Annotated in this window: 17 protein-coding genes and 1 pseudogene; 15 read left to right on the top strand and 3 right to left on the bottom strand. The window is 61.8% G+C overall.

The features are described from left to right. Positions 1-80: 80 nt before the first annotated feature. Entirely contained in the window at positions 81-2,300 is a 2,220-nt protein-coding gene (locus tag ACI512_RS05340; protein ID WP_012721810.1) for a primosomal protein N', read from the bottom strand. Positions 2,301-2,526: 226 nt separating this feature from the next. Between ACI512_RS05340 and rpmE the strand changes: the two genes are divergently transcribed. The 3 genes from rpmE to ACI512_RS05355 all read left to right on the top strand — a co-directional run bounded on the left by rpmE (position 2,527) and on the right by ACI512_RS05355 (position 5,031). Further along, a complete protein-coding gene (rpmE, locus tag ACI512_RS05345; RefSeq protein WP_005784030.1) occupies positions 2,527-2,760 on the top strand; it encodes a 50S ribosomal protein L31 in 234 nt (77 codons plus the stop codon). A 14-nt stretch (positions 2,761-2,774) separates the two neighbouring features. Then, a complete protein-coding gene (locus ACI512_RS05350; protein WP_236381061.1) occupies positions 2,775-3,581 on the top strand; it encodes a thermonuclease family protein in 807 nt (268 codons plus the stop codon). Between the two features lie 181 nt (positions 3,582-3,762). Next, positions 3,763-5,031 (top strand): malic enzyme-like NAD(P)-binding protein, encoded by a 1,269-nt coding sequence (locus tag ACI512_RS05355; protein WP_064054058.1) that lies wholly within the window; start codon positions 3,763-3,765, stop codon positions 5,029-5,031. A gap of 229 nt (positions 5,032-5,260) precedes the next feature. Here ACI512_RS05355 and ACI512_RS05360 read toward each other — a convergent pair whose 3' ends face one another. Further along, positions 5,261-7,720 carry a penicillin-binding protein 1A gene (locus tag ACI512_RS05360; protein ID WP_370636104.1) on the bottom strand — a complete coding sequence of 820 codons (2,460 nt, stop codon included), beginning with the start codon at positions 7,718-7,720 and terminating at the stop codon, positions 5,261-5,263. 51 nt (positions 7,721-7,771) lie between these two features. On the opposite strand from ACI512_RS05360, the gene ACI512_RS05365 reads away from it, so the two are divergent. From ACI512_RS05365 to hemE, 11 genes and pseudogenes are all read left to right on the top strand, one after another. After that, a complete protein-coding gene (locus ACI512_RS05365; protein WP_156521570.1) occupies positions 7,772-7,918 on the top strand; it encodes a hypothetical protein in 147 nt (48 codons plus the stop codon). Between the two features lie 23 nt (positions 7,919-7,941). Continuing rightward, positions 7,942-8,595, top strand: coding sequence for a type IV pilus biogenesis protein PilM (pilM, locus tag ACI512_RS05370; protein WP_064054090.1), 654 nt, complete (start codon positions 7,942-7,944; stop codon positions 8,593-8,595). Then, entirely contained in the window at positions 8,592-9,146 is a 555-nt protein-coding gene (locus tag ACI512_RS05375; RefSeq protein ID WP_236381062.1) for a PilN domain-containing protein, read from the top strand. Before pilM ends, ACI512_RS05375 begins: the two co-directional genes overlap by 4 nt. Then, positions 9,143-10,108 carry a pilus assembly protein PilP gene (locus ACI512_RS05380; protein WP_236381063.1) on the top strand — a complete coding sequence of 322 codons (966 nt, stop codon included), beginning with the start codon at positions 9,143-9,145 and terminating at the stop codon, positions 10,106-10,108. Before ACI512_RS05375 ends, ACI512_RS05380 begins: the two co-directional genes overlap by 4 nt. 138 nt (positions 10,109-10,246) lie before the next feature. Next, positions 10,247-11,503, top strand: a pseudogene (locus ACI512_RS05385) (type IV pilus secretin PilQ); the annotation flags it as partial. A 4-nt stretch (positions 11,504-11,507) separates the two neighbouring features. Continuing rightward, positions 11,508-12,026 (top strand): shikimate kinase AroK, encoded by a 519-nt coding sequence (gene aroK, locus ACI512_RS05390; protein WP_010213757.1) that lies wholly within the window; start codon positions 11,508-11,510, stop codon positions 12,024-12,026. Positions 12,027-12,151: 125 nt separating this feature from the next. Further along, on the top strand, positions 12,152-13,252 hold the full coding sequence (gene aroB, locus ACI512_RS05395; RefSeq protein ID WP_012721816.1) for a 3-dehydroquinate synthase: 1,101 nt from the start codon (positions 12,152-12,154) through the stop codon (positions 13,250-13,252). A 9-nt stretch (positions 13,253-13,261) separates the two neighbouring features. After that, the gene (locus tag ACI512_RS05400) at positions 13,262-14,833 is read left to right on the top strand and encodes an SPOR domain-containing protein (protein WP_236381064.1); all 1,572 of its coding nucleotides are present in this window, start codon (positions 13,262-13,264) and stop codon (positions 14,831-14,833) included. Positions 14,834-15,184: 351 nt separating this feature from the next. Then, positions 15,185-19,630 carry a glutamate synthase large subunit gene (gene gltB, locus ACI512_RS05405; protein WP_064054055.1) on the top strand — a complete coding sequence of 1,482 codons (4,446 nt, stop codon included), beginning with the start codon at positions 15,185-15,187 and terminating at the stop codon, positions 19,628-19,630. A 32-nt stretch (positions 19,631-19,662) separates the two neighbouring features. Further along, positions 19,663-21,081, top strand: coding sequence for an FAD-dependent oxidoreductase (locus tag ACI512_RS05410; RefSeq protein ID WP_012721819.1), 1,419 nt, complete (start codon positions 19,663-19,665; stop codon positions 21,079-21,081). Between the two features lie 182 nt (positions 21,082-21,263). Next, on the top strand, positions 21,264-22,331 hold the full coding sequence (hemE, locus tag ACI512_RS05415; RefSeq protein ID WP_236382220.1) for a uroporphyrinogen decarboxylase: 1,068 nt from the start codon (positions 21,264-21,266) through the stop codon (positions 22,329-22,331). 119 nt (positions 22,332-22,450) lie between these two features. On the opposite strand, the gene ACI512_RS05420 is transcribed toward hemE, so the two are convergent. Beyond that, the gene (locus tag ACI512_RS05420) at positions 22,451-23,668 is read right to left on the bottom strand and encodes an MFS transporter (protein WP_405121881.1); all 1,218 of its coding nucleotides are present in this window, start codon (positions 23,666-23,668) and stop codon (positions 22,451-22,453) included. A 181-nt stretch (positions 23,669-23,849) separates the two neighbouring features. Here ACI512_RS05420 and ACI512_RS05425 point away from each other — a divergent pair, with 181 nt between their 5' ends. After that, complete coding sequence (locus ACI512_RS05425; protein WP_064054053.1) at positions 23,850-24,743, top strand: LysR family transcriptional regulator; 894 nt, start codon at positions 23,850-23,852, stop codon at positions 24,741-24,743. Positions 24,744-24,797: the final 54 nt, after the last annotated feature.

The following is a 24,797-nucleotide window of genomic DNA, read 5'->3' on the forward strand; positions in this document are numbered from 1 at the left end:
GCGGGCTTGCCAACCTTCGTCGGACCTTCACAGACGATTAACCTGTGGCGAGGGAGCTTGCTCCCTCGCCACAAGGCAATTCAATAAAGGTCTACCGGGTCAACGTCCAGCGACCATCTCACCTGTCGGCCACTGGGCATTTGCTCCAAGGCAAGCAACCAGCTACTTAATAGCCGATGCAGGGGCGCGCGCGAGGTTGCCTGCAAGAGTAGCTGAGCCCGATAGCGCCCGGCGCGGCGCTCCATGGGCGCGGGCACCGGGCCGAGCAGTTCGATGCCGCTCAGACCCAGTTCGCCGAGCAGACGTTCGGCGGCGCTGCACGCTTCATCCAGAAAGCTCTCTGCTTGCCCCGGTTTGTGGGCCTCGGCGCGCAGCAAGGCCAGGTGGGAAAACGGCGGCAGGCCGGCGGCGCGGCGTTCGCTGAGCGCCTGTTCGGCGAAGGCAAAGTAGCCTTGTTCCGTCAGTTGGATCAGCAGTGGGTGGTCGGCCAGGTGCGTCTGGATAATCACCCGGCCTGGCTCTTCGGCGCGGCCCGCGCGGCCGGCGACTTGGACGATCAACTGTGCCATGCGTTCGCTGGCGCGAAAATCCCCGGAGAACAGCCCGCCATCGGCATCCAGGATCGATACCAGCGTCACTCGTGGAAAGTGGTGCCCTTTGGCAAGCATTTGCGTGCCGATCAGGATGCACGGCTGGCCTTTCTGGATGGTCGCGAACAGTTGGTTCATCGCGTCCTTGCGCGACGTGCTGTCCCGGTCGACGCGCAGTACCGGGTAGTCTGGGAACAGGATGCCCAGGCGTTCTTCGGCCCGTTCGGTCCCTGCGCCTACCGGTCGCAGGTCGACCTTGCCGCACTGCGGGCAGTGACGCGGCACCCGTTCCACATGGCCGCAATGGTGGCAGCGCAACTCGCCATGGCGCTGGTGCACGGTCATGCGCGCATCGCAGCGCTCGCATTCGGACATCCAGCCACAGTCATGACACAGCAAGGTCGGCGCAAAGCCTCGGCGATTGAGAAACACCAACACCTGCTGGCCGGCGGCGAGGGTCTGGCCGATGGCTTGTTGCATCGGACCGGAAATACCGCTGTCCAGCGGGCGGCTTTTGACGTCCAGGCGCAGGAAACGTGGCTGCTTGGCGCCGCCCGCCCGCTCGTTCAGGCGCAGGAGGCCGTAACGGCCGGTGTAGGCGTTGTGCAGGCTTTCCAGGGACGGCGTGGCCGAACCCAGCACAATCGGGATGTCTTCCTGGCGTGCGCGCACCAGTGCGAGGTCGCGAGCGTGGTAGCGCAGGCCTTCCTGCTGCTTGTAGGAGCCGTCATGCTCCTCGTCGATGATGATCAGCCCGGGGTTTTTCATCGGCGTAAACAGGGCCGAGCGGGTGCCGATAATAATGTCGGCGTCGCCATCGCGCGCGGCCAGCCAGGACTCCAGGCGTTCACGGTCGTTGACCGCCGAGTGCACCAGCGCGATGCGTGCGTTGAAGCGCTGTTCGAAGCGCGCCAGGGTCTGCGGGCCCAGGTTGATCTCGGGGATCAGCACCAGCGCCTGTTTGCCGGCCTGCAGGGTTTCGCGGATCAACTGCAGATAGACTTCGGTCTTGCCGCTGCCGGTGACGCCGGCCAGCAGGAAGGCGTGGAAACTGTCGAAGCCGGCGCGAATCGCCTCATAGGCGGCGCGTTGTTCGGGGTTCAGCGGCAGTTCCGGTTGCGCCAGCCAGTGTTCGTGACGGGCATCGGGGGCGTGCTTGCGGATTTCCACCTGCACCATGCCTTTGGCCAACAGCAGGTCGAGGCTGTCTTTGCTCAGCATCAGCTTGCTTAATAGCTGGTGAGCCACGCCATGGGGGTGCTGCGCCAATGTGGCCAAGGCTTCACGCTGGCGCGGCGCGCGAGCGATGCGCGGGTCGTCGAGTCGCGCCCCGGGGACCATCGACCAGAAGCGTTCCTGGCGCGCTTCGGCCAGTTCACCCTGGCGCAGCAGCACCGGCAGCGCCCAGCTCAAGGTGTCGCCCAGGCTGTGCTGGTAATACTGGGCGGTCCAAAGGCACAGCTTGAACAGCGCGGGTGGCAGCGGTGGGGTGGCGTCGAGGATCGCCAAGGCCGGCTTGAGTTTCTCGGCCGGCACTTCGCTGTGGTCGGCGATTTCTACCAGGATGCCGATCATCTCGCGGCGCCCGAACGGTACGCGCACGCGCATGCCCGGCTGCAACTGCGCCCGCAGCACGCCGGCCGGGGCCCGGTAATCGAACAGGCGGCGCAGGGGCGAGGGCAGGGCTAGGCGCAATATGGCGTCGGGCACGCGAGGGGTCTCATATAAAGGCAGGCGGTGGCGCAGGGGCGCGAGCCTAGCAGACGAGGGGTGGCTTGGGTATGCCGCGCTTTTCTGATGAAAGGTGCTTTTATCTTTACAAGCAAATAGTGTCGCCGCTTGCACGATTGAAAAGGTCTGGTAGAATCCGCGGCCTAATTACGTGCGGTATTCGACAATAGTGTCGAGTGGCGGCACGCTAGCCCGAGGAAGTGCCATGAAAGCCGATATCCATCCAGCGTACGAAACCATCGAAGTCACCTGCAGCTGCGGCAACAAGTTCGAAACCCGTTCGAACCTGTGCAAGCCACTGGGTACTGACGTATGCAACGAGTGCCACCCGTTCTACACCGGTAAGCAGAAAACTCTGGACACCGGCGGCCGTGTACAGCGCTTCGCAGATCGCTTTGGTGCTTTCGGCAAGAAGCCTGCTGCTACTCCAGCAGAGTAAGGCTCAAAAGTCTTATGGGCTTTTGCCAGCTGTTGAAAAAGGCGTCCCTCGCGGGCGCCTTTTTTATGCCTGGGATTTGGCTTTCAGTCGCCCAGGCCGAGGTGTTTTGCCCCGCTCCGGCCGCCCTGGCCCAGGTGGAGGTGCAGCGCGTGGTGGATGGCGACACGGTGCGCCTCAAGGATGGTCGCAGCGTGCGGATGATTGGCCTCAATGCACCGGAAACCGGCAAGCGTGGCCGCTCCGATGAGCCCTATGCCGTCGCTGCCCGCCAGCATTTGCAGGCCCTGGTGGATGCCAGCAACCACCGCGTCGGGCTGGTGCCAGGCCGCGAGAGCAAGGACCGTTACGGCCGAACGTTGGCCCACCTCTACAGCGCTGACGGCGAGAACCTGGAAGCACAACTGCTGGCCCAGGGGCTGGGGTTTCAAGTAGGTGTTGCGCCCAATGTCGATCTCGTCGCTTGCCAGCAGGCTGCCGAAAACGCTGCCCGCAAGGCGCGGCTGGGTCTTTGGCGGCAATCACCCGTGCAAAATGTGGCGCAACTCAAGCAATCCGGCTTTGCCTTGGTCAGCGGGCGGGTAAGCAAGATCGAGCGCAATCGCGGCGGAGTCTGGATCGAATTGCAGGGGGCACTGGTATTACGCATTGCACCCGACCTCGTCCGCCAATTCGACGCCGCATGGCTCAGTGGTCTGCAAGGTAAGACAATTGAGGCCCGTGGCTGGGTGCAGGACCGTGCTGAGCGTGGCGGCCTGAAAAACGACCAGGCCCGCTGGCTGTTGCCGCTGACCGATCCCAGTATGCTTAAATCGACTGAATAAGAAAAAATTGTAGACATTTTTTTGGTCGATTGTGAACAGTTGAGCCCTTGTATCCCGTGGCCTTAGACCAAAGTACGGCGCTTTGGGGCCTTGACACCTGTGACCGCCCAGTCTTGTAGGGACTTTACGACACGCGTATCCTCGGCGGTCCGTCGACCAACAGTAAAAGCGGAATGCCGATATGTCTGATTTGAAAACTGCCGCTCTCGAATATCATGCCCATCCTCGTCCAGGAAAGCTGAGTGTAGAGCTCACCAAGGCCACTGCCACCGCCCGCGACCTGTCGCTGGCCTACAGCCCTGGTGTTGCCGAGCCCGTACGTGAAATCGCCCGCGACCCTGAACTGGCGTACAAGTACACCGGTAAAGGCAACCTGGTTGCAGTGATTTCCGATGGCACCGCGATTCTCGGCCTGGGTAACCTCGGCCCATTGGCTTCCAAGCCGGTGATGGAAGGTAAGGGCGTGCTGTTCAAGCGCTTTGCCGGCATCGACGTTTTCGACATCGAAGTCGACTCCGAGAGCCCGCAGGCTTTCATCGACACGGTCAAGCGCATTTCCATCACCTTCGGTGGCATCAACCTGGAAGACATCAAGGCACCTGAGTGCTTCGAGATCGAAAAGGCCCTGATCGAACAGTGCGACATTCCGGTATTCCACGATGACCAGCACGGCACCGCGATCGTTACCGCGGCCGGCATGATCAACGCCCTGGAAATCGCCGGCAAGACCCTGGCTGATGCCAAGATCGTCTGCCTGGGCGCCGGCGCTGCAGCCATCTCTTGCATGAAGCTGATCGTCAGCATGGGCGCCAAGCTGGAAAACATCTACATGGTCGACAGCAAGGGCGTGATCCAGTCCGAGCGTACCGACCTGAACCAGTACAAGGCGATGTTTGCCCACCCGTCCTCCAAGCGCACCCTGGCTGACGCCCTGAACGGTGCCGACGTGTTCGTCGGCCTGTCCGGTCCGAACCTGCTGAGCGCCGAAGGCCTGAAGTCCATGGCGGCCAACCCGATCGTGTTCGCCTGCTCCAACCCAGACCCGGAAATCGCCCCGGAACTGGCGCACGCCACCCGTAACGACGTGATCATGGCGACTGGCCGTTCGGACTACCCGAACCAGGTCAACAACGTACTGGGCTTCCCGTTCATCTTCCGTGGCGCCCTGGACGTTCGCGCCAAGCGCATCAACGAAGAGATGAAAGTGGCGGCCGCCAACGCCCTGCGCGAACTGGCCAAGCTGCCGGTGCCTCAGGATGTGTGCGATGCCTACGGCGGCGCCAAGCTGGAATTCGGTCGTGAGTACATCATCCCGAAACCAATGGATAAGCGCCTGATCACCCTGATCTCCGATGCCGTGGCCAAAGCCGCCATCGAGACCGGTGTGGCCACCCTGCCGTATCCGAAAAACTACCCGCTGCAAAGCGTGGATGATGTGTTCAACGGTTAAGCCGTTGTAGCGCACCAACAAAAAGCCCCGGCTCTCACGAGTCGGGGCTTTTTGCTGTCTGGAGTTCGCCGATGGCCTTGTAGTGAGCGGGCTTGCCCCGCGCTGGGTGGCGAAGCCGCCCCAACACCTGACACTTCGTTCTAACTGGAGAAACTCGGTGCCTGGATTAGGGCGGCTTCGCCACCCAGCGCGGGCGGTGCGACGACTCGACAAGCCCGCTCACTACAGGTCAGAACAAATCGATCGGCGCCGCCTCGTCCGCCGGCAGTGGGCTGCCCGGCGCAACACCATTGCCCAGCTCATTGACCGATGGCGGCGTGTCTTCGCTCTTGAACAGTTCGAAGTACGCATTCGGCGTGCTTGGCGAGGCCGCGCGGCCGCTGACCGGGTCGATGCGCAGGCTGAGGATGCCTTCCGGCTCAGGCTGCGTGTGCGGCGGCTTGTCCTTCAAGGCCGCGCCCATGTAGCTCATCCAGATCGGCAGTGCGACGGTGCCCCCGAACTCGCGGCGGCCCAGGCTTTCCGGCTGGTCATAACCGGTCCATACGGTGGTCACGTAGTCGGCGTTGTAGCCGGAGAACCAGGCGTCCTTGGACTCGTTGGTGGTACCGGTCTTGCCGGCGATGTCCGGACGGTTCAGCGCCAGTGCGCGGCGGCCGGTACCTTTCTTGATGACGTCTTCCAGGATGCTGTTGAGGATATAAGTGGTACGGCCGTCGACGATGCGCTCGGCGACGGCAGGCGTCTGGGGCTCAGCTGGCGTGCCGTTGGCCGCAGGCGTTGTGCCTGGGGTCGGCTCGATGGTGATGCCTCCGTTGCTCGGAGCTGCCAGGCCATCAGTCGCCGCCACGCCGTTGACCACATCACCCGGCACGCGCGGCGGGTTGGCCGTGAACAGGGTGTCGCCATTGCGGCTTTCGATCTTGTCGATCAGATACGGCGCGATCTTGTAGCCGCCGTTGGCAAACGTGCTCCAGCCGGTGGCGATTTCCATCGGTGTAAGGGTCGCCGTACCCAAGGCCAGGGACAGGTTCGGCGGCAGGTCCGACTTGGCGAAGCCAAAGCGCGTCATGTAATCGATTGTCTTGCCCACGCCCATGGCCTGCAGCAAGCGGATCGACACCAGGTTACGCGACTTGTACAGCGCCTCACGGATGCGGATCGGGCCGAGGAAGGTGTTGGTGTCGTTCTTCGGACGCCAGACCTTGTCCAGGTACTCGTCGACAAACACGATAGGTGCATCGTTGACCAGGCTGGCGGCGGTGTAGCCGTTGTCCAGTGCGGCGCTGTAGATGAACGGCTTGAAGCTCGAGCCCGGCTGGCGCTTGGCCTGGGTCGCGCGGTTGTAGTTGCTCTGCTCAAACGCGAAGCCGCCGACCAGGGCGCGGATTGCACCATTCTGTGGGTCCAGCGAAACCAGCGCGCCTTGGGCCAGTGGCACCTGGCTGAATTTGAGGCTGTCGTCCTTCTGGCGTTGTACGCGGATCAGATCGCCCACTTGAGCCACGTCCGACGGCTGCTTAGGCATCGCGCCCATGCTGTTGGTATTCAGGAAAGGGCGCGCCCATTTCATGCTGTCCCACGCCACATGGGCTTCGCCGGTACGGGTCAGCACCTGCACGCCATCTTTCTTCACCTGGGTGACGATGGCCGGCTCCAGGCCGCTGATCGGGCGTTGTTTGCCAAGCTCTGTGGTCCAGGCGCTCAGCGTTTTGCCCGGCAGGCGCGATTCAGGGCCCCGGTAACCGTGGCGCTGGTCGTAGGTGATGAGGCCTGAATGCACCGCCTCATTGGCGATGTCCTGCAAGTTGCTCGGTACGGTGGTGGTCACGCGGAAGCCTTCTGTGTAGGCCTCGCTGCCGTAACGGCCGACCATCTCGGCACGCGCCATCTCGGCGATATAAGGGGCGTTCACTTCCGGTGTCGGCACGTGGTAGCTGGCGTTCAAAGGCTCGGCCACGGCGCTTTCGTAAGCGGCCTGGTCGATTTTGCCCAGCTTGTACATGCGGCCCAGGATCCAGTCGCGACGTTCTTTGCTGCGGGCCGGGTTGGCCAGTGGGTTGAAGCGCGATGGCGCTTTGGGCAGGCCGGCAATCATGGCCATCTGCGCCAGGCTGGCGTCACGGATGGACTTGCCATAGTAGACCTGGGAGGCCGCCTCGATTCCGTAGGCGCGGTTGCCCAGGTAGATCTTGTTCACGTACAGCTCGAGGATCTCGTCCTTGGTCAGCTGACGTTCGATCTGCAGTGCCAGGAGGATCTCGGTGGCCTTGCGCGAAAAGCTGCGCTCGCTGGTGAGGAAGAAGTTCTTCGCCACCTGCATGGTGATGGTGCTGCCGCCGGATTGAATGTGTCCGCTTTTTACCAATTGTGTCGCCGCACGCACCAGGCTGCTGGGGTCGACGCCATAGTGGTTGGCAAAATTATCGTCTTCGGCCGAGAGCAGGGCGCTGATGAAATTGGGCGGAATATCGGCAAAACGGATCGGTGTGCGGCGCATTTCGCCGAACTCCGCGATCAGTTTTTCATCGCTGCTGTAGACCCGCAAAGGAATCTGCAACTGGATACTTCTGAGGGCCTCTACGGAAGGCAAACCCGGACTAAGGTAGAGGTAGGCCCCGCTGAGCACGAGCAGCAGCCCGCAAACGATGGCGACAATGGAGTACCCGAAAAACTTCAGCAGACGAATCAAGGCTTTTGGATTTCCAGAGAAAAGAATGAGTTAGGCGTCGGGGCATGCATGGCAAACGATGGATCGACCCGAGCTGCAGATAAAAAGCGGGAAAAAACGCTGGGCATTAAAGCATTTTTCGACTTCGGGCGTCATTCGCGCCTGTTCAACAAGTCGACCGAATGCATGGCGCCCGGCGGCAATCAGGCGGTATGACAGACAAAGTGTTGGGGAGTTTTATGGGAAAGGGATTTTTCACGCGCAAAGTCGACACGCTTCTGGGTGTCGACATCAATGACAGGGCCATACGGCTGGTCGAGCTGGGCCGCTGCACTTCAGGCTACAGCGTTCAGGGCTACGTCACGCAGGCATTGCCTGCGCACGCAGTGGTCGACGGCACATTCCTCGATCTCGACGCTGTGGCACGCGCTCTGCGCAGTGCGTTGTCGCGGTTGTCGACGTCGGCCCGTGGCGCTGCGGCTGCCGTGGCCGGGCCTTCGGTGATCACGCGGATGATCGAGATGGAGGCCGGGCTCACTGACGATGAGATGACCTGGATGATCCAGATGGAGGCGGACCAGTACATTCCTTATCCGCTGGATGACGTGGCTATCGACTTTCAAGTGCGCGGGCCAACAGCCCTCAATCCAGGCCGCGTCGAGGTACTGCTGGCCGCGTGCCTGAAAGAGCAGGTAGAGGCGCGGGAAGCCGTTCTGGCCCTGGCCGGGTTGGTGCCGAGGGTGGTCGACGTCGAAGCGTTTGCATTGGCGCGCGCTTGCAGTCAGGATTTCGCCAGCTTCACGCCGGGCCATCGAGTCGATGGTGCACAATGGGCCGTGGATGCCCAAGGGATGGGAATTGCTTGCGGGCTGGCCCTGAGGAGTTTCGCTTGAAGACACGAATCAACCTATTGCCATGGCGCCAGGCGCTGGCAGAGCGGCGACGCAAGTATTGGCTGGCGTTTTTGCTGGCGTTCGCCTGCGCCACGCTCGCCGCCGTATGGCTGGCGGACCAGGTGATCGACCAGGCGATTGACCGGCAGGTGACCCGCAATGACCATCTGGGCAAGGACATCGCTGGCCTGGATTCGCGTATCAAGACCATCGACGACCTGCAGGAACAAAGCCAGCAATTGGCGCAGCGCATGAAGGTCGTGCAAGACCTGCACGATGCCCGCTCATCCGGTGCTCAACTGCTGGATCAGTTGGCGCGCGCGGTACCCGACGGGGTGCACCTGCACGAAGTGGTGGCGAAGGGCGATACGGTGAGTATCAGCGGCAGCGCCGAATCCAGCCAGGACATCGCCCAGTTGATGCGCCGCCTGGAGGCGGCGCAAGGTGCCCATTCCACTCAGTTGCAACAGGTGCGAACGGATGGCGCACGCGGTAACAACGAATTCCAGCTGATGGTGCGCCAGGGCCAGTCCTCCGGGGCTCAACCTTGAGCCTGCCAAGGCTCACTCTTTCTGCACTCACTCACAACGCTGCGAAATGGCCCCTACCTGGCAAGGCCCTGTTGGGCTGTGCACTGGCGGGCGTGGTGTTTGTGGTGGGCGACCTTGTGTACCTGAGCCCTTCGCGGGAGCGGTTGCGCCAGGTCGAGGCGCGGGAAGTGGCCCTGCAGCAGCACGTCACACAGAAGACAGTCCTGGCTGCCAGCCTTGAGGCGCGCACGCAACAGCTCCAGCTGATGCAGGCGACAGCCGATGAGCTTTTTCAGGCGCTGCCTGGAGCGTCCGAAATGCCCGGCTTGCTGGAAGACATCGCTGGCTTGGCGTTGGCCAATGGTTTGCTGGTCGAGAGTGTCACTCCACTGGATGAGCAGCCTCGGTCGTTCTATCACGAGCAGCCGGTGCAGATCGGTTTGACCGGGGCTTATCACGACCAGGCAATGTTCCTGAGCAGCCTGGGTAGCCTGCCGCGAATCGCCACGGTGCACGACGTTACCCTACGGCGTGAGGGCACGCTGGTGCGCCTCGATCTGCTGGTCAAGACCTACTGGCGGCAAGGCGGCGGGGTGGCTGGGCAGGTCCAGCGGGGGCAGCCCCTTGTCTACGACATCAGCGGCTTGCGCGATCCTTTCCAGCGGCTTGCCGTTCAAGTCGATCATGTTCCTGGTCGGCCAGCCCGTGCGCCGGACCTCGGCCGGCCGCGCGGAGCCCTGGAAAGCCTTGCGGTGGAACAGTTCCAGATGGTCGGCACGCTGGCCCGTGGGCTGCAGGCTTTTGCCCTGCTGCGTGCCGCATCCAAGGTGCATCGCCTGGCGGTCGGTGACTATTTGGGGCCGGACCATGGCCGGGTCACGGCCATTCATGAGCGTTATATAGAACTGGTCGAACTGTTTCCTGATGGCCAGGGAGCCTGGCTGGAACGCCCTCGAACCCTCGTGTTAAACGTCAACTCATAACGGAATCAAACAATGAAAAGGACTTTCTCGTCCTTCGGTGTGGCGCTATGGATAGCGTTCACGACACCGATGGTTGTTGCTGTGCCCAATCGCGTAGACCTGATCCAGTTGCCGCCCCCCGCTAACGTCACAGTGGGCGCCTACAAAGGGGACAGGCTTAACCTCAACTTCCAGAGCATCGAGCTGCGCACCGCGCTTCAGCAAATTGCCGATGTGGCGGGCCTCAACCTGATCGCCAGCGACGATGTGCAGGGCTCGATCACCCTGCGCCTCAAGGATGTGCCCTGGGACCAGGCGCTGGACCTGGTGCTGCAAGCCAAAGGCTTGGATAAGCGGGTCAAGGCCGGCGTATTGCTGGTGGCGCCCGCCGAAGAGTTGGCTGCGCGTGAGCTGCTGACCCTCGAGTCGCGCAAGCAAATGGCTGAACTGGCGCCCTTGCGGCGGGAGCTGTTGCAAGTCAATTACGCCAAGGCGGCCGACTTGGCCAAACTGTTCCAGTCGGTCACCGGCCTTGAGGGCGTCACCGACGAGCGTGGCTCGGTAGCCGTCGATGACCGCACCAACAACATCATCGCCTACCAGACCGGGGAGCGTTTGGAAGAGCTGCGGCGGATCGTGGCACAGCTGGATATTCCGGTGCGCCAGGTCATGATCGAGGCGCGGATTGTCGAGGCCAATGTCGATTACGACAAAAGTCTGGGCGCACGCTGGGGTGGGCGACTCAATCGCGGTAACTGGGGCGCGGGCGGCATTCCCAAACCTCAACCTGAAGGCGCGGAACCGCCGGAAAACCCGCCCAGTTCGCCCTTTGTCGACTTGGGTTCGCTGACGGGCACCTCGGGCCTGGGCATCGCCTTTATCACCGATAACCTGCTGCTGGACCTGGAGCTGACCGCCATGGAGAAAACCGGCAATGGTGAAATCGTCTCGCAACCCAAGGTGGTCACTTCTGACAAGGAAACCGCGCGCATCCTCAAGGGCACCGAGATCCCCTATCAAGAATCCAGCTCCAGTGGCGCCACGTCGGTGTCCTTCAAGGAGGCTTCGTTGTCGCTGGAAGTCACCCCGCAGATCACCCCTGACGACCGGGTGATCATGGAGGTCAAGGTCACCAAGGATGAGCCTGACTACCTCAACAAACTCAACGACGTACCGCCGATCAAGAAAAACGAGGTCAACGCCAAGGTGTTGGTCAAGGACGGCGAGACCATTGTCATCGGCGGGGTTTTCTCCAATACCCAAAGCAAAGTGGTAGATAAAGTGCCATTTTTGGGCGATGTGCCGTATCTTGGCCGCCTTTTCCGGCGCGATGTGGTGGCGGAGAAAAAATCCGAGCTGCTGGTATTCCTGACTCCGCGTATTATGAATAACCAGGCGATTGCTGTGAGTCGTTGATTCTGTGCGAAATTTGATTCTTGTAGGACCGATGGGGGCTGGAAAAAGCACCATCGGCCGTTTGCTGGCCAAAGAGCTGCGCCTGCCATTCAAAGATTCCGACAAGGAAATTGAATTGCGCACGGGTGCCAATATCCCATGGATCTTCGATAAGGAAGGCGAGCTGGGCTTTCGTGACCGCGAGCAGGCGATGATCGCTGAGCTGTGCGGCTGCGATGGCGTGGTATTGGCCACGGGCGGTGGTGCAGTGATGCGCGATGAAAACCGCCGCGCGCTGCATGCCGGTGGTCGGGTGGTGTACCTGCATGCGTCGGTTGAGCAGCAGGTGGGCCGCACTGCCCGAGATCGCAATCGTCCGTTGCTGCGTACGGCCAACCCGGAGAAAACCTTGCGGGACCTGCTCACCTTGCGTGATCCGCTCTATCGGGAAATCGCCGATCTGGTGGTAGAAACCGATGAGCGGCCACCTCGAATGGTGGTCCTCGACATTCTTGAGCGCCTGCAACGGCTGCCACCCCGTTAAAGCCAGGCCCGAAATGCGCTATTCTCGGCGGCGCGCTATCACCCTGTGGGGTGTGGCGTAGAGCCATCAGGTGACGCCAGCGCTTGGCGTTGCCGGTCGTCAATACATCTTCAACGCGGGGACACATGCAGACACTTAAGGTCGATTTAGGCGAGCGCAGCTACCCGATCCATATCGGCGAAGGTCTGTTGGACCAACCCGAGCTGCTCGCACCGCATATTGCCGGGCGGCAAGTGGCGATCATCTCCAACGAAACGGTCGCGCCGTTGTATCTTGAGCGTCTGAACCGCAGCCTGGCGGCGTACTCAGTGATTTCTGTGATCTTGCCCGACGGCGAAGCCCACAAGAACTGGGAAACCCTGCAACTGATTTTTGATGGCCTGCTCACCGCTCGCCATGACCGCCGCACCACCGTGATCGCCCTGGGCGGCGGTGTGATCGGCGACATGGCCGGCTTTGCAGCGGCCTGCTACCAGCGTGGCGTGGACTTTATCCAGGTGCCGACCACCCTGCTGTCCCAGGTCGATTCGTCGGTGGGCGGCAAGACCGGTATCAACCACCCCCTGGGCAAAAACATGGTCGGTGCGTTCTATCAGCCGCAAGCCGTGCTGATCGACACCGCGACCCTCAATACCCTGCCACCGCGTGAGTTGTCGGCGGGCCTGGCGGAAGTCATCAAGTACGGGTTGATCTGCGACGAGCCGTTCCTGACCTGGCTGGAAGAACACGTGGATGCGTTGCGCAACCTCGACCAGGTGGCGCTCACCGAGGCGATTTCGCGCTCCTGTGCCGCCAAGGCGCTGGTGGTGAATGCCGACGAACGGGAGTCCGGTGTACGGGCCACCTTGAACCTGGGCCACACCTTCGGCCATGCGATCGAAACGCACATGGGCTATGGTGTGTGGTTGCATGGGGAGGCCGTCGCGGCTGGCACGGTGATGGCATTGGACATGTCGCAGCGCCTGGGCTGGATCAGCGCCCAGGAGCGTGATCGTGGCATCCGTCTGTTCCAGCGCGCCGGTTTGCCGGTCATTCCGCCTGAGGAGATGACCGAGGCGGACTTCCTCGAACATATGGCGATAGACAAGAAAGTGATCGACGGTCGACTGCGACTGGTGCTGCTACGCCACATGGGCGAAGCGGTCGTGACCGACGATTATCCGAAAGAGATTTTACAGGCCACGCTGGGAGCGGATTACCGCGCCCTGGCTCAGCTGAAAGGTTAATAAGACCCGATGACTAGTTTGCATGCCGACGAGGCGTTCCTCGGCCACTACCAGTTAAGCCACGACCCTTTTGCTCCGCGGGTGCCTGGTTTCAAATTCTTCCCGGCCCAGCGCAAACCGGTGCTGGGTCAGTTGCACCATCTGGCGCGCTACAGCCAACTGCTGCTGGTCGTAACCGGCCCGTTGGGCAGTGGCAAGACCCTGCTGCGCCAGGCCCTGGTGGCCAGCACCAACAAGCAGTCGGTACAGAGCGTGGTGGTGTCGGCCCGTGGTGCCGGTGATGCGGCGGGCGTGTTGCGCCAGGTCGCCCAAGCGCTGGAGGTGGCCACCGCTGAGCCGAACGCGATCCTCAAGCAGGTCGTGCAACTGGGCCTGACCGGCCAGGAAGTCTACCTGCTGGTGGATGATGCCGAGCAGCTCGACGAATCCGCCCTTGAAGCGCTACTGGCGCTGGCGGCGGGTACGCCGGAAGGTCGCCCGCACGTGTTCCTGTTTGGTGAGTCGTCGTTGATCGCCGACCTGGAGCAGATCAGCGGTGAACAGGAGCTGTTCCACGTTATCGAGTTGCAGCCGTACGAAGAGGAAGAAACCCGCGAATACCTGGCTCAACGCCTGGAAGGCGCAGGGGCGGGCATCGAACTTTTCTCTGCTCAACAGATCTCTGATATTCACGAAAGCTCCGACGGCTGGCCTGGCACCATCAATCAGGTCGCCCGCGATGCCATGATCGAAGCCATGATTGCCAGCCGCACTGCGGTCAAGCGTCCAAAGATGGGGTTCACTATGCCTAAGAAACACGTATTGGCTATTTCCGCCGTTGTTGTGGTCGCTGTCGCTGCCGCCTGGTTGATCCCAGGCCGCAGCAAGGCACCGACGACCGCCGGCGCGCCAACCGAACAGGCGCAGTTGCCACTGGGCAAGCCCACGCCAAATGTCGAATTTGCCAACTCCGGTCAACCGACCAGCCTGCCGATGGTGGGCCAACCTGTGATGCGCGGCCCGCTCGCCGAAGAAGCCGGTGGTATCTCCGAAGGTGACGACGGTGTGCCGGTGGAAGGCTCCAGCGCCACGCCGCCGACCGTGACCACGACTGCACCGCCTGCGGGCGTGCCAGCGGGTCAGGCAGCCGCCAAGCCAACGCCTGCGCCAACGGTCGCCACCGCGAAGCCGGCACCGGTTACCAAGCCTGTCGCCCCTGCACCGGCCGCCAAGCCAGCGCCAGCGGCCAAGCCAGCGCCAGCGGCCAAGCCTGCTGAAAAACCCGCCGCCACTGTCGCCAAAGCCGGCGCCGCTGGCAGCAGCTGGTACGCCAGCCAACCTACCGGCAACTTCGTGGTGCAGATCCTCGGCACCAGCTCCGAAGCCAACGCCCAGGCGTTCGTGAAAGAGCAGGGCGGCGAGTACCGTTATTTCAAGAAAGTGCTCAACGGCAAGCCTCTCTACGTGATCACCTACGGCAACTTCTCCAGCCGTGCCGCAGCTGATTCTGCCATCAAAGCCTTGCCAGCGAAGGTTCAGGCTGGTAAACCTTGGCCTCGCACTGTCGCCAGCGTTCAACAAGAACTGGCAGCAACTCGCTGAAGATCCGGCGGCCTTACCCAGGCCGCCCTCCCGGCACCTCAAAAAAGATCGCAAGGCGTGCAGCCCCTCCAGGCCGCGCGCTTTGTGGTGTCTGCGTCACAGTGGCTTTTGAGTCGTAGCGGTCAGAATTAAAAAAGTTTTGACTAGCACAGCATATCGCTTTAAACCTTTCATAAATGCGACATAGATTTGCGACATTTCGTCGCTAAATTTGTGGGCGTCTGTGTCGGTGTGTACAATGACCTCCCTTTTGCCCCCGCTAAGTCGGCGTACGTTCGACGTGGAAGGTAACCGGTTGAATTGAAAAGAAATTTGCCTCGATATAAGAGGCAGCCTGGTGAGAAAGTGTCTATGAAAGCAGGTCTGTACCAACCCGATGAATTCAAGGATAACTGCGGTTTCGGCCTGATAGCCCATATGCAGGGCGAGCCCAGTCATACCCTTTTGCAAACGGCCATCGAGGCCCTGACCTGCATGACCCACCGCGGTGGGATCAACGCCGACGGCAAGACCGGTGACGGTTGCGGCTTGCTGATTCAAAAGCCCGACCTGTTCCTGCGCGCTGTCGCCAAAGAGCACTTTGCGGCCGACCTGCCCAAGCAGTACGCCGTGGGCATGGTGTTCTTCAACCAGGACCCGGTCAAAGCCGAAGCCGCTCGCGAGCACATGAACCGCGAGATCCTCGCTGCCGGCCTGCAACTCGTCGGCTGGCGCAAAGTGCCGATCGACACCAGCGTGCTCGGCCGCCTGGCCTTGGAGCGCCTGCCGCAGATCGAACAAGTGTTCATCGCCGGCGACGGCCTGAGCGACCAGGACATGGCGATCAAGCTGTTCACCTCCCGTCGTCGCTCGTCGGTGTCCAACGCCGCCGACACCGAACACTACATCTGCAGCTTTTCCCACAAGACCATCATTTATAAAGGCCTGATGATGCCGGCGGACTTGACCGCCTTCTATCCAGACCTGAGCGATGAGCGCCTGCAAACCGCAATCTGCGTGTTCCACCAGCGCTTCTCCACCAACACCCTGCCGAAGTGGCCGCTGGCCCAGCCATTCCGCTTCCTCGCCCACAACGGCGAGATCAACACCATCACCGGCAACCGCAACTGGGCCGTGGCCCGTCGCACCAAGTTCGCCAACGACTTGATGGACCTGGAAGAGCTCGGCCCGCTGGTCAACCGCGTGGGCTCCGACTCCTCCAGCATGGACAACATGCTCGAGCTGATGGTCACCGGCGGCATCGACCTGTTCCGTGGCGTGCGCATGATCATTCCGCCTGCGTGGCAGAACGTCGAAACCATGGACCCGGATCTGCGTGCGTTCTACGAGTACAACTCGATGCACATGGAACCGTGGGACGGCCCGGCCGGCGTGGTCATGACCGACGGCCGCTACGCGGTGTGCCTGCTCGACCGTAACGGTCTGCGCCCGGCGCGTTGGGTGACCACCACCAACGGCTTCATCACCCTCGCGTCGGAAATCGGCGTGTGGAACTACCAACCCGAAGACGTCATCGCCAAAGGCCGCGTAGGTCCTGGCCAGATCCTCGCCGTGGACACCGAAACCGGGCAGATCCTCGACACCGACGCAATCGACAACCGCTTGAAGTCCCGTCACCCTTACAAGCAATGGCTGCGCAAGAACGCCCTGCGCATCCAGGCGACCATGGAAGACAACGACCACGGTTCGGCTTTCTATGACGTCGACCAACTCAAGCAGTACATGAAGATGTACCAGGTCACGTTCGAAGAGCGCGACCAGGTGCTGCGCCCGCTCGGTGAGCAAGGCTACGAGGCCGTTGGCTCCATGGGCGACGACACGCCAATGGCCGTGCTGTCCCAGCGCGTGCGTACGCCGTACGACTATTTCCGCCAGCAGTTCGCCCAGGTGACCAACCCACCGATCGACCCGCTGCGTGAAGCCATCGTGATGTCCCTGGAGGTGTGCCTCGGTGCCGAGCGCAACATCTTCCAGGAATCGCCTGAGCACGCTTCTCGCGTGATCCTCAGCTCGCCGGTCATTTCGCCGGCCAAGTGGCGCTCGCTGATGACCCTGGAACGCCCAGGCTTCGACCGCCAGATCATCGACCTGAACTACGACGAGAGCCTCGGCCTTGAAGCCGCTGTGCGTAACGTCGCCGACCAGGCCGAAGAAGCTGTGCGCGCCGGTCGTACCCAGATCGTACTGACCGACCGTCACATTGCGCCGGGCAAGCTGCCGATCCACGCCTCGCTGGCCACCGGTGCAGTGCACCACCGCCTGACCGAAAAAGGCCTGCGCTGCGACTCCAACATCCTCGTGGAAACCGCCACTGCCCGCGACCCGCATCACTTTGCGGTGTTGATCGGCTTCGGCGCCTCGGCGGTGTACCCGTTCCTGGCCTACGAAGTGCTGGGCGACCTGATCCGTACCGGTGAAGTGCTGGGCGACCTCTATGAGGTGTTCAAGAACTACCGGAAGGGCATCACCAAGGGCCTGCTGAAGATCCTGTCGAAGATGGGCATCTCCACCGTCACCTCTTACCGTGGCGCACAGCTGTTCGAAGCCATCGGCCTGTCTGAAGAAGTGTGCGACCTGAGCTTCCGTGGCGTACCGAGCCGCATCAAGGGGGCGCGTTTCGTCGACATCGAAGCCGAACAGAAAGCCCTGGCAGCCGAAGCCTGGAGCGCGCGCAAGCCGATCCAGCAAGGTGGCCTGCTCAAATTCGTACACGGTGGCGAATACCACGCCTACAACCCGGACGTGGTCAGCACCCTGCAAGCCGCCGTGCAGCAGGGCGACTACGCCAAGTTCAAGGAATACACCGCGCTGGTGGATAACCGCCCGGTGTCGATGATCCGCGACCTGTTCAAGGTGAAAACCCTGGACACGCCACTGGCCATCAGCGAAATCGAGCCGCTGGAATCGATCCTCAAGCGCTTCGACTCCGCCGGCATTTCCCTGGGTGCCTTGTCGCCAGAGGCTCACGAAGCCCTGGCCGAAGCCATGAACCGCCTGGGTGCGCGTTCCAACTCCGGCGAAGGCGGCGAAGACCCGGCGCGCTACGGCACCATCAAGAGCTCGAAAATCAAGCAGGTCGCGACTGGCCGGTTCGGTGTAACCCCGGAATACCTGGTCAACGCCGAAGTGCTGCAGATCAAGGTCGCCCAGGGCGCCAAGCCCGGTGAAGGCGGCCAGCTGCCAGGCGGCAAGGTCAACGGTCTGATCGCCAAGCTGCGTTATGCAGTGCCGGGCGTGACGCTGATTTCGCCGCCACCGCACCACGACATCTATTCGATTGAAGATTTGTCGCAGCTGATTTTCGACCTGAAACAAGTCAACCCGCAGGCCCTGGTCTCGGTGAAACTGGTAGCAGAAGCCGGCGTGGGCACCATCGCCGCCGGTGTGGCCAAGGCCTATGCCGACCTGATCACCATCTCCGGCTACGACGGCGGCACCGGCGCTTCGCCGCTGACCTCGATCAAGTACGCCGGTGCACCGTGGGAATTGGGCCTGGCGGAAACCCACCAGACCCTGCGCGGTAACGACCTGCGCGGCAAGGTTCGGGTACAGACCGACGGCGGCCTGAAAACCGGCCTCGACGTGATCAAGGCCGCGATCCTCGGCGCCGAAAGCTTTGGCTTCGGCACTGCACCGATGATCGCCCTGGGCTGCAAATACCTGCGCATCTGCCACCTGAACAACTGCGCCACCGGCGTCGCCACTCAGAACGAGAAGCTGCGCAAGGATCACTACATCGGCACCGTCGACATGGTGGTGAATTTCTTCACCTACGTGGCCGAAGAAACCCGTGAGTGGCTGGCCAAGCTGGGCGTGCGATCCCTCGAAGAGCTGATCGGGCGTACCGACCTGCTGGACATCCTCGAAGGCCAGACCGCCAAGCAGCATCACCTGGACCTGACGCCGCTGTTGGGCAGCGATCACATCCCGGCCGACAAGCCGCAATTCTGCCAGGTTGACCGCAACCCACCGTTCGACAAAGGCCTGTTGGCCGAGAAAATGGTCGACATGGCCGGCTCCTCGATCAATGACGCCAGCGGCGGCGAATTCGCCTTGGATATCTGCAACTGCGACCGCTCCATCGGTGCACGCATCTCCGGCGAAATCGCGCGCAAGCACGGTAACCAGGGCATGGCGAAAGCGCCGATCACCTTCCGCTTCAAGGGCACCGCTGGGCAGAGCTTCGGCGTGTGGAACGCCGGCGGCCTGCACATGTACCTGGAAGGCGACGCCAACGACTACGTGGGCAAGGGCATGACCGGCGGCAAGCTGGTGATCGTTCCGCCTAAAGGCAGCGTCTACAAGACCCAGGACAGTGCCATCATCGGCAACACCTGCTTGTACGGCGCCACGGGTGGCAAGCTGTTCGCCGCCGGTACCGCCGGTGAGCGTTTCGCCGTGCGTAACTCCGGTGCCCACACCGTGGTGGAAGGCACGGGCGATCACTGCTGTGAGTACATGACCGGGGGCTTTGTCGCGGTATTGGGCAAGACCGGTTACAACTTCGGTTCGGGCATGACCGGCGGTTTCGCCTACGTGCTCGACCAGGACAACACCTTCGTCGACAAGGTCAACCACGAGTTGGTCGAGATCCAGCGGATCAGCGGCGAAGCCATGGAATCCTACCGGAACCACTTGCAGCACGTGCTGGACGAGTACGTCGAGGAGACCGGCAGCGAATGGGGTCGTAACCTCGCCGAGAACCTCGATGATTACCTGCGTCGTTTCTGGCTGGTCAAGCCCAAGGCTGCCAACCTGAAGTCGTTGCTTTCCAGCATCCGTGCCAACCCGCAGTGATATGCGCCTGAAGAGTTTGATGAGGTTTTAACATGGCTGAACGTCTGAATAACGACTTCCAGTTCATCGATGTCGGGCGCAAAGATCCGAAGAAGAAACTGTTGCGTCAACGCAAGAAAGAGTTCGTGGAGATCTACGAACCCTTCAAACCGCAGCACTCGGCCGACCAGGCCCACCGCTGCCTGGGGTGCGGTAACCCGTATTGCGAATGGAAGTGCCCGGTGCACAACTTCATTCCCAACTGGCTGAAATTGGTGGCCGAGGGCAACATCCTCGCCGCCGCCGAGCTGTCGCACCAGACCAACACCCTGCCGGAAGTCTGCGGCCGGGTGTGCCCGCAGGACCGTCTGTGCGAGGGGGCCTGCACCCTCAACGACGGCTTCGGCGCGGTGACCATCGGTTCGGTGGAGAAGTACATCACCGACACCGCGTTTGCCATGGGCTGGCGTCCGGACATGTCCAAGGTCAAGCCGACCGGCAAGCGCGTCGCGATCATCGGCGCGGGCCCGGCGGGCCTGGGCTGTGCCGACGTACTGGTGCGTGGCGGCGTGACCCCGGTGGTGTTCGACAAGAACCCGGAAATCGGCGGCCTGCTGACCTTCGGCATCCCCGAGTTCAAGCTGGAAAAAACCGTACTGAGCAACCGTCGTGAAGTGTTCACCGGCATGGGTATCGAGTTCCGCCTCAATACCGAAATCGGCAAAGACATCACCATGGAGCAGTTGCTTGAAGAATACGATGCCGTGTTCATGGGCATGGGCACCTACACCTACATGAAGGGCGGCTTTGCCGGTGAGGACCTGCCGGGTGTGTATGACGCGCTCGACTTCCTGATCGCCAACGTCAACCGCAACCTGGGCTTTGAAAAATCGCCGGAAGACTTCGTCGATATGAAAGGCAAGAAGGTCGTGGTACTCGGCGGTGGTGACACCGCGATGGACTGTAACCGTACGTCGATCCGCCAGGGTGCGAAGTCGGTAACCTGTGCGTATCGCCGTGACGAAGCCAACATGCCGGGCTCGCGCAAAGAGGTGAAGAACGCCAAGGAAGAAGGCGTGAAATTCCTCTACAACCGCCAGCCGATCGCTATCGTCGGTGAAGACCGCGTCGAAGGCGTGAAGGTGGTCGAGACCCGTCTTGGCGAACCGGACGCCCGTGGCCGTCGCAGCCCCGAGCCGATCCCGGGCTCCGAAGAGATCATCCCGGCCGACGCCGTGGTCATCGCTTTCGGCTTCCGCCCAAGCCCGGCGCCATGGTTCGAGCAGTTCGAGATTCAGACCGACAGCCAGGGCCGCGTGGTTGCCCCGGAGCAAGGGAAGTACAAGCACCAGACCAGCAACCCGAAAATCTTCGCCGGTGGCGACATGGTGCGCGGCTCTGACCTGGTGGTGACGGCGATCTTCGAAGGCCGCAATGCGGCTGAAGGGATCCTGGATTACCTGCAGGTCTGATCCTGATCCCGGATTGGAATGGGATCAAACTGTGGGAGGGGGCAAGCCCCCTCCCACATTTGTTTTGCGGTGGGTTCAAGCTACCGCGACAAATTGACCCGATAGACAAAAGGCACGGCTCATTCCGTGCCTTTTGCGTCCGGCTCTGAGAAAATGCCCGCACTTTTTTTGCGGATGCCGACATGACTGCCCTCAAGAACGACCGTTTCCTTCGTGCCCTGCTCAAGCAACCCGTGGACGTCACCCCTGTGTGGATGATGCGCCAGGCCGGTCGCTACTTGCCGGAATACCGCGCCAGTCGCGCCAACGCCGGCGACTTCATGAGCCTGTGCATGAACCCGGAGTTCGCCTGCGAAGTCACGATGCAGCCGCTGGACCGCTACCCACAACTGGACGCGGCGATCCTCTTCTCCGACATCCTCACCATCCCTGACGCCATGGGCCAAGGCCTGTACTTCGAAACCGGCGAAGGCCCGCGTTTCAAAAAGGTCGTCAGCACCCTGGCCGACATCGAAGCCCTGCCGATCCCCGATCCACACAAAGACCTCGGTTACGTGATGGACGCCGTCAGCACCATCCGCCGCGAGCTTAACGGCCGCGTGCCGCTGATCGGCTTCTCCGGCAGCCCGTGGACCCTGGCCACCTACATGGTCGAAGGCGGCTCGTCGAAAGACTTCCGCAAGACCAAGGCCATGCTCTACGACAACCCCCAAGCCATGCACCTGCTGCTGGACAAGCTGGCGCAGTCAGTCACCAGCTACCTCAACGGCCAGATCATGGCCGGCGCCCAGGCGGTGCAGATCTTCGATACCTGGGGTGGCAATCTCTCGGCGGCGGCGTACCAGGAATTCTCCCTGGCCTACATGCGCAAGATCGTCAGCGGTCTGATCCGTGAACACGAAGGCCGTAAGGTTCCGGTGATCCTATTCACCAAGGGCGGCGGCCTGTGGCTGGAAAGCATCGCCGACGCCGGTGCCGATGCACTGGGCCTGGACTGGACCTGCGACATTGGTGAAGCTCGCCGTCGCGTTGGCGGCCGCGTGGCGCTGCAAGGCAACATGGACCCGACTGTGTTGTACGCCAAGCCGGAAGCGATCCGCACCGAAGTCGGCCGCATCCTCGCCAGCTACGGCAAGGGCACCGGGCATGTGTTCAACCTGGGCCATGGCATCACTCCGGAAGTGAACCCGGAGCATGCAGGTGCGTTCCTGCGCGCGGTGCACGAACTCTCAGCGCAGTATCACGAGTAAACGCAAAACCAATGTGGGAGGGGGCTTGCTCCCGATAGCGGTGTGTCAGTCACCAGATTCATTGGCTGACACACTGCAATCGGGGGCAAGCCCCCTCCCACATTAAAAGCAAGATCGCGTCAGGCCCGCACATTCCCCAACGGCGGCAACTTCGCCAACTTCAACGCCACCAGCAACGCGCCGATCAGCAGCGCGATGATGAACGCTCCAATCCCATTCCACCCGGCAAAGTGCCAGAAAAACCCGCCCGCCGTCCCGGCAATACTCGACCCCACGTAGTAGCAGAACAGGTACAGCGACGACGCCTGCCCCTTCGCCTTCACCGCGCGGCGGCCGATCCAGCTGCTGGCCACCGAGTGTGCGCCGAAGAAGCCGAAAGTGAAGATCAGCATGCCCGGCACCACCAGCCACAAGGGCGTGAACAGGGTCAGGGCCATACCGGCGAGCATCAGCACGATGGTGGCCCACAGCACACGGCGGCGACCGAGGCGGTCGGCGAGGGAGCCGATTTTCGCCGAGCTGTAGATACCCGAGAGGTACACCAGCGACAGCAGGCCCACCACGGCCTGGCTCAGGTCGTAGGGATCGGCCAGCAGGCGATAGCCGATGTAGTTGAACATCGTCACGAACGCGCCCATCAGCAGGAAGGCTTCGAGGAACAACCAAGGCAAGCCTGCGTCTTTAAAGTGCATGACAAAGCCGTTCACCAGGTTGCGCGGCTTGAGGCTGCTGGCGCGGAAGTTGCGCGATTCCGGGAGGATTTTCCAGAACACCGTCGCGGCGATCAACGCCAGGGCGCCGATGATCAACATTGCCGTGTGCCAACTGACGAAGTCGATCAACACGCCGATGATCAGGCGCCCGCTCATCCCGCCAATCGCATTGCCGCCGATGTACAAACCCATCGCCAGGCCGATGTGCTGCGGGTGGATCTCTTCGCTCAGGTAGGTCATGGCCACGGCGGCCAGGCCGCTCAATGACAAACCCACCAGCGCGCGCATGAATAAAATCCCTTCCCAGGACGGCATCAAGCCACTGGCAATCGTCGCGAGCGCTGCGCAGAACAACGCGGCGACCATCACCGGTTTACGTCCAAGGGTGTCGGAAATCGGCCCGGTAATCAGCAGGCCCAGCGCGAGCATCGCGGTGGACACGGACAGGATCAGGCTGCTTTGCGCTGCATTGATGGAAAACTCGTGGGACAGCGCCGGCATCATCGGCTGCACGCAATACAGCAGGGCAAAGGTCGCAAAACCACCGGAGAACAGCGCCAGCACGGTGCGCATGAACATCGGTGTGCCTTTTTCGATGTACGCGTCATTGAGCTGGGCCACCACCTCATCGAGGGCAGTGGGCGGGACTTCTTGAGCGAGTGGAGCGACAGCAGAATTCACGGGGACCTCGGGGAGGAAGGGCGTGCCAGGACCGGCCATGCAAAAAAGAATATAGCTGGCTAATGATTCTTTCCAATATATTGTTCGACCTGTTTGATAGCTTTTACGACCTAATGAGGCTTGCATGGAATTGCGTCACTTGCGGTACTTCATTGCCGTCGCCGAAGAACTGCACTTTGGCCGGGCTGCCCAGGTGCTGGGCATCTCGCAGCCGCCTCTGAGCCAGCAGATACAGGCGCTGGAGCAGGAGGTGGGCGCACGCTTGTTTGAGCGTACCAATCGTCGGGTTGAGCTAAGCGAGGCGGGGCGGTTGTTCCTGCATGAGGCGCGGTTGGTGCTGGCGCAGGTCGACAAGGCGGCAGATGTGGCGCGCCGGGCGCAGTTGGGTGAGCTGGGTGAATTGAAGATCGGCTTCACGTCATCGGCACCGTTTAACTCCAGCATTCCCCAAGCGATCTTTGCGTTTCGCCAGGCGTTCCCGGCAGTGCATCTCAATCTGCAAGAGATGAGCAGCACCGAAGTGGCTGATTCGCTGGTGGATGAGTCGATCCAGGTTGGGCTGATGCGCCCCCTGCCGTTGCCGGATTCGCTGAGTGTGGTCGAACTGATGCGTGAGCCGCTGGTGGCCGTAATGAACGCTGGCCACCCGTTGGTAGCAGGCAGTGAGCGTGGCCTGCACCTGGCGCAGCTGGCGGAAGAACCGTTCGTTTTTTTCCCGCGCAGCTACGGCAGTGGTCTCTACGCGCAGTTGCTAAGCCTGTGCCGTGACGCCGGGTTCAGCCCGCATTTTGCCCAGGAAGCGGGGGAGGCGATGACCATCATCGGTCTGGTGGCGGCGGGGTTGGGCGTGTCGGTGTTGCCCGCGTCTTACCAGCGCATACGGATCGACGGGGTGGTGTATCGCACGCTGCTGGATCAGGAGGCGGTGACGGCGGTGTGGCTGGTGCAGCGAAAAGGCGCGCAGACACCGATGGCTGCGGCGTTTGTGGAGTTGTTGACGCGCAAGGCGGTGGTGTAGGCACCGTCACATATCAGGTAACGCAACCGGCTTAGTTATTCGCCGGAAAGTTAC

It is taken from the genome of Pseudomonas petroselini (genome assembly GCF_045037875.1).
Taxonomy (GTDB): domain Bacteria; phylum Pseudomonadota; class Gammaproteobacteria; order Pseudomonadales; family Pseudomonadaceae; genus Aquipseudomonas; species Aquipseudomonas petroselini.

Bases quoted from the DNA above. Each gene is read 5' to 3' on its own strand.
- ACI512_RS05400 (WP_236381064.1), top strand. From the start codon at position 13,262: ATGACTAGTTTGCATGCCGACGAGGCGTTCCTCGGCCACTACCAGTTA.
- aroB (WP_012721816.1), top strand. From the start codon at position 12,152: ATGCAGACACTTAAGGTCGATTTAGGCGAGCGCAGCTACCCGATCCAT.
- gltB (WP_064054055.1), top strand. From the start codon at position 15,185: ATGAAAGCAGGTCTGTACCAACCCGATGAATTCAAGGATAACTGCGGT.
- rpmE (WP_005784030.1), top strand. From the start codon at position 2,527: ATGAAAGCCGATATCCATCCAGCGTACGAAACCATCGAAGTCACCTGC.
- ACI512_RS05410 (WP_012721819.1), top strand. From the start codon at position 19,663: ATGGCTGAACGTCTGAATAACGACTTCCAGTTCATCGATGTCGGGCGC.
- ACI512_RS05425 (WP_064054053.1), top strand. From the start codon at position 23,850: ATGGAATTGCGTCACTTGCGGTACTTCATTGCCGTCGCCGAAGAACTG.
- hemE (WP_236382220.1), top strand. From the start codon at position 21,264: ATGACTGCCCTCAAGAACGACCGTTTCCTTCGTGCCCTGCTCAAGCAA.
- ACI512_RS05365 (WP_156521570.1), top strand. From the start codon at position 7,772: ATGGCAAACGATGGATCGACCCGAGCTGCAGATAAAAAGCGGGAAAAA.
- ACI512_RS05350 (WP_236381061.1), top strand. From the start codon at position 2,775: ATGGGCTTTTGCCAGCTGTTGAAAAAGGCGTCCCTCGCGGGCGCCTTT.
- ACI512_RS05355 (WP_064054058.1), top strand. From the start codon at position 3,763: ATGTCTGATTTGAAAACTGCCGCTCTCGAATATCATGCCCATCCTCGT.
- pilM (WP_064054090.1), top strand. From the start codon at position 7,942: ATGGGAAAGGGATTTTTCACGCGCAAAGTCGACACGCTTCTGGGTGTC.